The sequence below is a fragment of the Monashia sp. HAY1-2A genome, from assembly GCF_056755315.1.
The window spans coordinates 1-10,302 of record NZ_JBNDHY010000150.1 but is presented as its reverse complement, the minus strand read 5'-3'; the positions used below and the strand labels follow the sequence as shown (position 1 = coordinate 10,302).

Here is a 10,302-nt window from a genome sequence, read left to right as displayed (position 1 = left end):
TTCGAGCAGGACGAGCACTGGCTCGGCTACGAGCGGATCACCGACATCGCCGACCTGCCCGTCCTCTTCGGCCTGCCCCGCCCCTGACGCGGGCACCCAACAGCTAACCGCCCGACCATCGACACCAGACCGAAGGAACAGCTCATGCATCCGTACGTCCACGTATCCGCGGCCACGATCCTGGGAGAGCTCGAGCCCAACGGACACCGAGCCGGCTTCGACTCGGGCGACCCCAGGACCTCCATCCTCACATTCGACACGGCGGTCAAGACGGGCGTCTGGGAGTGCCAGCCCGGCGGCTGGCAGTCGACCCGGGAGGACACCGAGGTGTGCTACATCGTGAGCGGGCGCGCGATCGTCACCGAGGGGGACACCGGCGCGAGCTACGAGATCTCGGCGGGCGACGTCATCGTGCAGCCCAAGGGATGGTCCGGCCGCTGGGACGTCGTCGAGACCATTCGCAAGGTGTACTGCCACGGGTTCGACTGAGGGTGGTTCGACAGCTGGGGGCATGGCAGTCCCGGCATTGATATGGTCGACAAACGACCAGAAAGGCGGCCACATGGACCTCAAGCTCGGCGGGCTGGAACGCAGGACGACCCCGGAGGGGATCTACCGGATGCTCCGCGCCGCCATCCTGGAGGGGCGCGTGCCACCCGGCGGACAGCTGCGCGAGAGGGACATCGCCGCGGACCTCGGGGTCAGCCGGTCTCCTCTTCGAGAGGCACTGACCAAGCTCGAGGAGGAGGGCCTGGTCGTGAAGTTCCCCTTCCGTGGCGCGTTCGTGGTGGAGGTGAGCGCCCACGAGGTGGCGGAGATCGCGTCGGTCCGGTTGCTGGTCGAGCCGTATGCCGGGGAGCTGGCCCTGGACGCGCTGCGCGGTCCCGAGCGGCCCAGGTTCACCCGGACGATCGAGGACCTGCGTCGGGCGGCGGTTGACGACGACGTCCCGGCCAGCATCGACGCCCACCTCCAGTTCCACAGTCTGTTCTACGACCTGTCGGGCCACGGCGTCCTCCGCAGCCTCTGGCACGGCTGGGAGACCAAGCTGCGCCTGTACTTCTCGGTGGACCATCGCTCCTACAGCGACCTGCACGCCATCGCGGACGAGCACGAGAGGCTCGCCGAGGTCGCTCTGCAGGGCGGCACGGACGCGTTCCGGCGGGCGCTGGCGGACCACTTCCCGTCAGCGCTCGCCGGCACGCGCGAGCCAGGAAACCCACCCCCTCCGAGCATGCTCGAGCACCGGGGCGCCGGCTTCTGACCGGCGCCCTGACGCGCCTTCGAGTCGCGCCTCGGCGCCGGGACGGGCCGGCCCGGACGCCGCCGAACACGCCAGGAGCGGTCGGCCCCCTCGACGTCCGTCGGCTACTCGACGAGGACCACGCACAGCGTCCGCGGGCCGTGCACCCCCTCGACGCGGTCGAGCTCGATGTCGCTGGTTGCGCTGGGGCCGCTGACCCAGGTCAGGGGCCGGCCCGCCTCGACGCTGGGGCGCAGGGCAGCGACCGCCTCGGGGACGGTGCGCACGACCTGGTCGGCGCGGACGAGGCACACGTGCAGGTCAGGCAGGAGGCTCAGGCCGCGTCGTCCCTGCCCCGGACCGTGGTCGAGCACGATCGTCCCGGTCTCGGCGACGGCGACCGCCGCCGCCGTGACCACCGCGTCGACTCCCTCGACGTCGTGCACGTCCGCGACGTCGCGCTCGCGCACCACGTGCCCGGGCAGCTCGGTGCCGAAGCCTTCGGGGACGACGACGGAGAACGCCTTCCCGAGTGACTCCCTGAGCACCTCCGCGAGCGCCGCCGCCACCCCCGTGGCCGGGCACCTGACGACCGTCGCCCGGTAGTCCTCCACGCGCTCGACGAACAGCTCGATCAGAGTCGGAGCGGCCGCCGCAGCAGCAGACGCGCCTGGGGGACGGCTGTCCGGCGAGTCCGTCCTGGGATGGTGGGTTCCTCTGGTGGACAAAGCCGTTCGCACTCGCTCGAGGATCTCGGCCCGGGCCGCACTGGTGTCCGGGAGACCGCTCTGCCGTGTCATCGCTCCTCCTCTCGCGTCGTGCCGCCGTCGCGCAGCTCACCGTCGCGGGTGCGTGCCCACCACTGCCGGAAAGTCTCGGTCGGCGGCACCGGTGCGTCGCGGGCCTCACTCCACGCCGAGAGCGGCCACGGCAGCCGCGTGAGGCGGACGCGTCGGCCGAGCAGCCGGCCCGCTGTCGTCGCCGCACGCTGTGCCTTCTCCAGGCGCGTCGCCGTGGCGAACGTGAAGGCGCCCGCCTTCATGGCCGCAGCCTCCGGAGTCGGCACGCCACCTCGGTGGTCGTCGACGACCTTCGTGCGCAGGTGCACGAGGAGCTCCGGGATCTCGATGCGGACGGGGCAGGCGTCGAAGCACGCGCCGCACAGCGTCGAGGCGTAGGGCAGCGACTGCTCGAGGGCACCCTGCCGGCCGCGGAGCTGGGGACCGAGGACTGCGCCGATCGGGCCGGGGTAGACCGAGCCGTACGCGTGCCCGCCGACGCGCTCGTAGACCGGGCAGACGTTGAGGCAGGCCGAGCAGCGGATGCACCTCAGCGCCTGCCGGCCGACGACGTCCGCGAGCACGTTGGTGCGGCCGTTGTCGACGAGCACGACATGCACGTCCTGGGGTCCGTCGGGTCGCCTGTCCGTGCTCGTGACGCCGGTCCACATCGACGTGTACGGGTTCATCCGCTCGCCCGTGGACGATCGCGGCAACAGCTCCAGGAAGACCGCCAGGTCGTCCCAGGTGGGGACGAGCTTCTCGATGCCGACGACGCTGATGAGGGTGTCGGGCAGGGTCAGGCACATGCGGCCGTTGCCCTCGGACTCGACGACGACGAGCGTGCCGGTCTCTGCGACAGCGAAGTTGGCCCCTGAGACGGCGACCTTGGCGCGCAGGAACTTCTCGCGCAGATGGAGCCGCGCTGCCTCGGCCAGCCGGGCGGGCTCGTCGGTGAGGTCGTGAGGCGCGGGACGCCCGACCCGGGCCATCTCGCGGCGGAAGATCTCACGCACCTCGGCGCGGTTGCGATGGATGGCCGGGACGAGGATGTGGCTCGGCAGGTCGTCGCCGAGCTGGACGATGAGCTCGGCGAGGTCGGTCTCCCAGGCGTGGACGCCGGCCGCCTCGAGGGCCTCGTTGAGGCCGATCTCCTGCGTGGCCATCGACTTGACCTTGACCACCTCGGGGGTCTCGTCGCCCAAGGTCCGATCCTTCGCGATGGCCACGACGATGGCGTTGGCCTCAGCGGCGTCGCGGGCCCAGTGCACCGTGGCACCCGCCTCCGTGAGCCGCGCCTCGAGCTCGAGCAGGTACGTGTCGAGGTGGGCGAGAACACGGTCCTTGGCCGCAGCGCCCTTGACCCGCAAGGCCTCCCAGTCCTCGACCTCCCCGACGACGGCGGCCCGCTTGGTCCGGATCGTCGCCGTCGCGTGACCGAGGTTGCGTCGCAGCTGCGTGTCGGCCACGGCTGCCCGCGCGGCCTCCGGGAAGGCCGGCATGCCGACGAAGGTGCGGCTCATCGGACCCCCTTCGGCGCGAACGGCGCGTCCTCGGTCGAGGCAAGCACCTCGGCCAGGTGGAGCGTGCGCACCCCCGCCCGCTGCCGGGACAACAGGCCGCCGACGTGGGCGAGGCACGAGTTGTCGCCGGCGACGAGCACCTCGGCACCGGTCTCGCGCACGTGCCGGGCCTTGTCCGAACCCATGGCGACCGACACGTCCGGGTTCTTCATGGCGAAGGTCCCGCCGAAACCGCAGCACTCCTCCGCCCTCGGCAGCTCGACCAGGTCGATCCCCCGTACGGCCCGCAACAACCGCAGCGGCCGGTCGCCGACCCGGATCATCCGCAGCGAGTGGCACGTCGGGTGATACGTCACGCGGTGGGGGAAGTACGCGCCGACGTCGACGACGCCGAGCACGTCGACGAGGAACTCCGACAGCTCGTGCACCCGCGGCGTCAGCGAAGCGACCGCCCGTTCGAGCGCCACGTCACCTGCCCGCCGCGCCAGTCCGGCGTGCTGCTCGCGCACGGACCCGGTGCACGACCCCGACGGCACAACGACCGCATCGAAACCACCGAACACCTCGACGAAGGAACGGACGAGCGGCACTGACTCAGCGGCGTACCCGGTGTTGGTGAACATCTGGCCGCAGCACGTCTGGGCCGTCGGGAACTCGACCCGGCACCCGAGGCGCTCGAGCAGCGTCACCACCGCCGCCGGCGTCGAGGGCCACATCGTGTCGTTGAAGCACGTGGCGAACAGCGCGACTCTCACAACAGCACGCTACGGCCGTCGGGCCTGCGGAGGGGCCGAGGCACGAGATTGTCGGTGCGGCCGTGAGCTGTCATCATTCCGCCGGAGGCCGGGGTGCTCTCCGGCGGTTGACCACGCTCGACAAGGTGAGCGCCGTGACCGTGTCCCGGACGCCTGGCATCCTGGCGATGTCCTCCCAGACGCCGCGTACCCGTTCGAGGGAGCCCGCCTCCACGCGCACCATGATGTCGAAGTCGCCGCTGAGGATCTCGCAGATGACGACCTCGGGGATGCGCTTGAGCGCAGCCAGGACGTCTCCACCTCGCAGGCGGTCCTGGCGGTAGACGAGTACGACCGCCGAGACGGCATCGCCCGTTCCGTCGCCGGCCCGGACGATGGTGTAGCCGGCGATGTGTCCTTGCCGCTCGAGTCGCTCGATGCGCTGGCGTACGGCGTTGCGCGACAGCAGCACCTGGCCGGCGAGCTCGGCGTAGGAGACCCGGGCGTTGCGGGTCAGCTCGGCAATGATCTTCTGGTCAATGGCGTCCACGGTGACCGCCTCCTCCGGGGCCGAGTTCGCGGTCAGGCAGAGGGCCTCCGGCCGCACCGGTGTGTCGTGTGCCTGCGCCACGCTCCGGGCCCTTCACGCACGCGGTCCACGACCACTGGCCCGGCTGCTGCGACACCGTGCGAAGGCTAGGGAGTTGCGGGGGCGGCCGTCCAGACCGCCACAGCACGACAAGACAGATTGCTCCTGGCCGACGAGTCCGCTAGACGAACGAGCGAGGCCGAGCGGCCTCAGAGCGCCGAATGGTCCGACGCGGATGTGCGCCGGCGGGGGCCTCCGCGAGTTCCACCTGCGGTCAAAGCGCCGGGAGGAGCGCACCAACGTGCCCTTGCAGGTCATCGGTTACTGCTGGACAAAAAGTGGCCGAAAGGGTGTCCTCGCCGGGCAAACGGCTGCATATGCGCTGGCCTATCACATGATCGCCCGGCTTTGCACCGTCGATCTGGACGTGCCTTCAGCAGCGGCCCTAGCGTTGTCAGGTCAGACCTTCCAGCGGATGCCGTCGAGCACCGCGGACGTCTGGAAGGAGACGGGGTCGAGCCGCGGCCACCCCATCGGGGTGAGCTGACCCGGCTCACGCTACGCAACCCTCGCCCTCCGCTGCCACACACGCCTCAGCAGGAGAATCATTGATGCACACACGTTTCCGGGCTGGCCTTGCGCTCGCTGCCATCGCCGCTGCCCTGCCCCTCACCGCATGTAGCGAAGCGGCGAACGCCACGAAGCCGGCCGCGTCCGCCCCGGTGGAACACACCGACGACATCTCGAACGGGGTCCCGACCGACACCGCTGCCGCCAAGCTGGTCCCGCCGGACGTCCGCACGTCGGGCAAGCTGGTTGTGGCCATGGACCTCGAGGCTCCGCCGACCAACTTCATCGCGAGCGACAACACGACACCGATCGGGTTCAACGTCGACATCGCCCGGCTCATCGCCAAGAAGCTGGGTCTGCAGCTCGAGATCAAGAACGTCAAGTTCGACACGATCATCCCCGGGCTCGACGGCGGTCGGTACAACCTCACGGTGTCAGGGATGTCGGCCAACGAGGACCGCCTGAAGGTCCTCGACATGGTCTTCTACTTCAAGAACGGTTCGTCGATCGCCGTCGCCCATGGCAACCCGAAGAACCTCACGAACGACACGCTCTGTGGCATGAGCATCGGCGTGCAGTCGGGCTCGGTGCAGGAGCTGAAGCGCCTCCCGACCCTTTCCCAGAAGACCTGCGAGTCCAAGGGCAAGCCTGCGATCAAGCCCGTCTCGCTGCCGAGCGTGCAGGACGCGCTGACCCAGGTCGCCTCTCATCGGATCGACGGTGTCTTCTACGACACGACATCGCTGAACTGGGCCGACGCGCAGCAGCCGAACACCTTCCAGGTGCTCAAGCCCCAGGTCGCCACGGCGGACAACGCCGTCGCCCTCGCCAAGGGCTCCCCCTTGACGCCGGCCGTCCAGGCGGCGATCCAGTCGATCATCGACAGCCCCAAGTACAAAGAGGCGCTCAACCGTTGGGGATTCCCCTCCCTTGGCATCGACAAGGCCTCCATCGCGACCCCCCAGGGCTGACGCCTCGTCAGGGCAACAGCGCGGCTGGGCGGTGGCAACCTCCGTCGCCACCGCCCAGCCACCCGGAAAGGAACTGAACCATGGCGGAACTCCCTCCCGAGGACAAGCCCCGCGTTCGGCTCAAGCGCCCGGTCGACTACGTCCTCTGGGTGCTCGCAGCCGGAACGATCGCGGCTCTGGTCTACACGCTCGTCGCGAACGAGAACTACCGCTGGCCGGTCGTCCTGAAGTACTTCACGGCCGAGTCCATCATCCACGGCATCTGGATCACGTTGCTGCTGACCATGGTGAGCATGGTGCTGGGAATCGTCCTGGGACTGGTTCTCGCCCTGATGCGCTCGTCGTCCCAGCTACCGGTCTCCGGTCTGGCGCGGCTCTACATCACGTTCTTCCGCGGGACGCCGGTGCTGGTGCAGCTCGTCTTCTGGTTCAACATCGCAGCGCTGTATCCGCGTCTGTCGATCGGGGTCCCGTTCACGGACATCTCGATGCCGGTCGACGTCAACGAGCTGCTCAGCCCCCTGACGGCAGCCCTCATCGGACTGACGCTGAACCAGGCCGCCTACATGGCGGAGATCATCCGGGGCGGTTTCGCCGCGGTGGGACGTGGCCAGCTCGAGGCGGCCGAGTCTCTCGGCATGCACGGGTTCGACAAGCTCAGGACGGTGATCCTCCCGCAGACGCTGCCGTCCATCATCCCTCCCATCGGCAACCAGTTCATCGGGATGCTCAAGGAGACGTCCCTGGTGAGCGTCCTGGGGGTGGCCGACCTGCTGCAGAGCGCCCAGGCGATCTATGCCCGGACCTACGAGACGATCCCGCTGCTCATCGTCGCCAGCATCTGGTACCTGATCATGACCCTGGCCCTGAGCGTGCCGCAGTCGATGATCGAGCGCCGGTTCTCCCGACCCTCCCGCACGGTGAAGTCGAGTCGCACCGTCAGTGGGAGTGGCGGTCCGCGGACCGTCGAACTCGTCCAGAAGGAGTCGTTGCTGTGAGTGAAGGAACCATCCTCGCCCGAAAGCTGCACAAGAGCTTCGGCGACAATCCCGTCCTCCGCAGCATCGACTTCGAGGTCGCGGCGGGTGAGATCTCCTGCATCATCGGACCCAGCGGGTCGGGCAAGTCCACGCTGCTGCGCTGTCTCAACGGCCTGGAGACCGTCGACCGAGGCGTCCTGAAGGTGAACGGCGAGGACCTCGGCTACGTCGAGCACCCCCACGCCTTCCACGCCGTGGGGCCCCGCCGGCTGGCGAAGCAACGCACCCGGGTCGGCATGGTCTTCCAGCAGTTCAACCTGTTCCCCAACATGACGGCGCTCGACAACGTCATGTCCGGACCGGTGGTCGTCAAGAAGGTCTCACGCGACGTCGCCCGGGAGCAGGCGCGCACCTTGTTGGCGAGGGTCGGCCTGAGCCAGTGCGAGAAGCAGTACCCGGCGCAGATGTCGGGTGGACAGCAGCAGCGTGTCGCGATCGCCAGGGCCCTGGCCATGCAGCCCAGCATCCTGCTCTTCGACGAGCCGACGAGCGCCCTGGACCCGGAGAAGGTCGGCGAGGTGCTCGACGTCATGAGGGACGTCGCCAGTGCGGGGATGACCATGGTCGTCGTGACTCACGAGATGGGCTTCGCCCGGGAGGTGGCCCAGAACCTGGTCTTCATGGACGGCGGCGTCATCGTCGAGCGTGGCGATGCCAGAGAGGTTCTCAGCAATCCGCAGGAACGCCGCACCCAGGAGTTTCTCGAATGCGTCATCTGACACGTCGAGGACGGGACGCCGGGCCCATCAGCTCCCGCGGTCGTGGCCGGGCCGCCACCATCCCGCGCCCACCGTCCAGCATCATTCACGATTCGGAGAGACGATCGTCATGAACTTCACGACATACCCCATGAACGGGCCGGATGCGGTGGCAGCACTCCCACCGGCACACGACAACCCGTGGTCGCGGAGCCTGTGGCTCGAAGGCGTCGTCGGGGACCTGATGCCGAGGGAGCAGCTGTCCGGTGACCACGCGTGCGACGTCGCGATCGTCGGCGCCGGCTTCGGCGGGCTGTGGACGGCCTACTACCTCAAGGCGGCCGACCCCTCCCTGCGGGTCACGGTCGTCGAGGCCGAGATCGCGGGGTTCGGCGCTGCCGGTCGCAACGGCGGCTTCGTGTCCGCCGGGATCGCCGGCAGCGGCGCACGCTACGCCCGCACCGGCGGCTGGGACAGCATCCTGCGGGCCGAGCGCGAGGTCCAGCGCGGGGTCGACGAGATCGGCCGCGTCGTGGCGGCCGAAGGCATCGACTGCGGCTACACGAAGTCGGGTGCGCTCACGCTGGCGACCACGGAGCCGCAAGTACAGCGTCTCCACCAAAGGGTCGATGCCAAGCACCGTTTCGGGCTGGGTCCCGAGGACATCAGGCTGCTCACGGTCGAGGAGTGCGCCGACCTCGTCCGGGGCGCTGAGGGCGTTCTCGCGGGAACCTTCACGCCGCACTGCGCTCGAGTCGACCCCGCCCGGCTGGCCCGCGGACTGGCCGCTGCCTGCGAGCGCCTCGGGGTGACGATCTACGAGCAGAGTCGGGCAGAGCGCTTGGGCCCCAAGGTGGTCCAGTGCCGGAACGGACGAGTGCTGGCCGATGTCGTGGTTCGGGCCACGGAGTCCTACACGATCCGCGAGCGCGGACAGCGACGCGGCTTCCTGCCCCTCTACTCCCTGATGATCGCCACCGAACCGCTCCCGCAGGAGACGTGGGACGAGCTCGGCTGGCGGGACGGCATGGGTATCGGCGACGTGAGGCACCTCTACTACTACGCCCAGCGCACGGTCGACGGTCGGATCGCCCTGGGCGGCCGAGGGGCGCCGTACCGGCTGACCAACCCCATCTCCCCCGAGAACGAGCGCGACGCCGGGGTCTTCCAGAGGCTCACCGAGACCCTGCGCGAGGCGTTCCCGGCAACGGCGCAGGCTCGCATCACCCACCACTGGGGCGGGCCCCTGGCGGTCCCGCGCGACTGGTGCATGCGAACGACGTTCGACCGCACCACGGGAATGGGATTCGTCGGTGCGTTCGGCGGTCACGGCGTCACGGCCGCCAACATCTCCGGCCGCACCATGCGCGACCTGATCCTGGGCCACAACACCGACCTGACCTCGCTGCCCTGGGTCGGGCACCACACCCGCAACTGGGAACCCGAGCCGCTGCGGTTCGTCGCCTCGAGGGCCATCACCAGGACGCTCGCGTCGTCCGACGCCTACGAGGAGCGGACCGGCAAGCCGGCGAAGCGGGCATGGCTGGTCAAGCCGTTCCTGCCACCGAGCTGACTGACGCCCAGCCGACCTTCCCAAGACACACCAAAGGAGAACCTCAATGCTGCCGTACCTGCACGTACCCGCCGCCACGATCCTCGGCGAGCTCGAGCCCAACGGTCACCGCCCCGGCTACGACTCCGGTGACCCCCAGACGTTCAAGCTGTCGTTCGACACCGATCCCGTCGCCAAGACCGGCGTCTGGGAGTGCCAGCCCGGAGGCTGGGAGGTGACGCCTCGCGTGGACACCGAGGTGTGCTACATCCTGAGCGGCCGCGCGACCATCACCGACCACGCGACCGGCAACCGCTTCGAGATCACCGGCGGCGACGTGATCGTTCAGCCCAAGCACTGGACGGGCCGCTGGGACGTGACCGAGACCATTCGGAAGTTCGCCTGCCACGGCTTCGACTGAGTGGCGTCCCACCCGGCACGGGCGTCACCGAGACGTCGCCTCCCCGGGTGGACGCATGGCGGTCCGCGTAACCCAGGAAGCGGGGGGGGGGGGGGGGGGGGGGGGGGGGGGGGGGGGGGGGGGGGGGGGGTGGGGGGGGCGGGGAGGAAACAAAAAAAGGAGCAGGAAGGGGGGGGGGGGGG

Annotated in this window: 12 protein-coding genes; 8 read left to right on the top strand and 4 right to left on the bottom strand. The window is 69.4% G+C overall.

The features are described 5' to 3' along the window. The first annotated feature begins 144 nt into the window (after positions 1-144). The gene (locus ACPYOM_RS17945) at positions 145-489 is read left to right on the top strand and encodes a cupin domain-containing protein (protein ID WP_481347000.1); all 345 of its coding nucleotides are present in this window, start codon (positions 145-147) and stop codon (positions 487-489) included. 73 nt (positions 490-562) lie between these two features. Further along, positions 563-1,264, top strand: a complete 702-nt coding sequence (locus ACPYOM_RS17940; protein ID WP_481346999.1) for a GntR family transcriptional regulator — start codon at positions 563-565, stop codon at positions 1,262-1,264. Positions 1,265-1,368: 104 nt separating this feature from the next. Here the strand turns inward: ACPYOM_RS17940 and ACPYOM_RS17935 are convergent, their stop codons facing one another. The 4 genes from ACPYOM_RS17935 to ACPYOM_RS17920 form a co-directional block, all read right to left on the bottom strand. After that, positions 1,369-1,857, bottom strand: a complete 489-nt coding sequence (locus ACPYOM_RS17935; protein WP_481346998.1) for a LutC/YkgG family protein — start codon at positions 1,855-1,857, stop codon at positions 1,369-1,371. A 182-nt stretch (positions 1,858-2,039) separates the two neighbouring features. Beyond that, on the bottom strand, positions 2,040-3,545 hold the full coding sequence (locus ACPYOM_RS17930) for a lactate utilization protein B (RefSeq protein ID WP_481343348.1): 1,506 nt from the start codon (positions 3,543-3,545) through the stop codon (positions 2,040-2,042). Continuing rightward, the gene (locus ACPYOM_RS17925; protein WP_481343349.1) at positions 3,542-4,300 is read right to left on the bottom strand and encodes a (Fe-S)-binding protein; all 759 of its coding nucleotides are present in this window, start codon (positions 4,298-4,300) and stop codon (positions 3,542-3,544) included. The genes ACPYOM_RS17930 and ACPYOM_RS17925 overlap by 4 nt, the downstream gene beginning before the upstream one ends. Before the next feature lie 73 nt (positions 4,301-4,373). Continuing rightward, complete coding sequence (locus tag ACPYOM_RS17920) at positions 4,374-4,910, bottom strand: Lrp/AsnC family transcriptional regulator (protein WP_481346997.1); 537 nt, start codon at positions 4,908-4,910, stop codon at positions 4,374-4,376. A gap of 259 nt (positions 4,911-5,169) precedes the next feature. Here ACPYOM_RS17920 and ACPYOM_RS17915 point away from each other — a divergent pair, with 259 nt between their 5' ends. From ACPYOM_RS17915 to ACPYOM_RS17890, 6 genes are all read left to right on the top strand, one after another. Beyond that, on the top strand, positions 5,170-5,415 hold the full coding sequence (locus tag ACPYOM_RS17915; protein ID WP_481343351.1) for a hypothetical protein: 246 nt from the start codon (positions 5,170-5,172) through the stop codon (positions 5,413-5,415). 64 nt (positions 5,416-5,479) lie between these two features. Further along, entirely contained in the window at positions 5,480-6,409 is a 930-nt protein-coding gene (locus ACPYOM_RS17910) for an ABC transporter substrate-binding protein (protein ID WP_481343352.1), read from the top strand. 80 nt (positions 6,410-6,489) lie between these two features. Then, positions 6,490-7,407, top strand: coding sequence for an amino acid ABC transporter permease (locus ACPYOM_RS17905; RefSeq protein ID WP_481346996.1), 918 nt, complete (start codon positions 6,490-6,492; stop codon positions 7,405-7,407). After that, a complete protein-coding gene (locus ACPYOM_RS17900; RefSeq protein ID WP_481343903.1) occupies positions 7,404-8,168 on the top strand; it encodes an amino acid ABC transporter ATP-binding protein in 765 nt (254 codons plus the stop codon). The genes ACPYOM_RS17905 and ACPYOM_RS17900 overlap by 4 nt, the downstream gene beginning before the upstream one ends. Positions 8,169-8,277: 109 nt before the next feature. Further along, positions 8,278-9,720 (top strand): NAD(P)/FAD-dependent oxidoreductase, encoded by a 1,443-nt coding sequence (locus tag ACPYOM_RS17895; RefSeq protein WP_481346995.1) that lies wholly within the window; start codon positions 8,278-8,280, stop codon positions 9,718-9,720. Between the two features lie 46 nt (positions 9,721-9,766). Beyond that, the gene (locus ACPYOM_RS17890) at positions 9,767-10,120 is read left to right on the top strand and encodes a cupin domain-containing protein (RefSeq protein ID WP_481346994.1); all 354 of its coding nucleotides are present in this window, start codon (positions 9,767-9,769) and stop codon (positions 10,118-10,120) included. Positions 10,121-10,302 lie beyond the last annotated feature (182 nt).

What these genes read in the sequence shown, in the direction of transcription:
- ACPYOM_RS17945 (WP_481347000.1), top strand. Translation starts at nt 145, where the DNA reads ATGCATCCGTACGTCCACGTATCCGCGGCCACGATCCTGGGAGAGCTC.
- ACPYOM_RS17895 (WP_481346995.1), top strand. Translation starts at nt 8,278, where the DNA reads ATGAACTTCACGACATACCCCATGAACGGGCCGGATGCGGTGGCAGCA.
- ACPYOM_RS17910 (WP_481343352.1), top strand. Translation starts at nt 5,480, where the DNA reads ATGCACACACGTTTCCGGGCTGGCCTTGCGCTCGCTGCCATCGCCGCT.
- ACPYOM_RS17905 (WP_481346996.1), top strand. Translation starts at nt 6,490, where the DNA reads ATGGCGGAACTCCCTCCCGAGGACAAGCCCCGCGTTCGGCTCAAGCGC.
- ACPYOM_RS17890 (WP_481346994.1), top strand. Translation starts at nt 9,767, where the DNA reads ATGCTGCCGTACCTGCACGTACCCGCCGCCACGATCCTCGGCGAGCTC.
- ACPYOM_RS17930 (WP_481343348.1), bottom strand. Translation starts at nt 3,545, where the DNA reads ATGAGCCGCACCTTCGTCGGCATGCCGGCCTTCCCGGAGGCCGCGCGG.
- ACPYOM_RS17940 (WP_481346999.1), top strand. Translation starts at nt 563, where the DNA reads ATGGACCTCAAGCTCGGCGGGCTGGAACGCAGGACGACCCCGGAGGGG.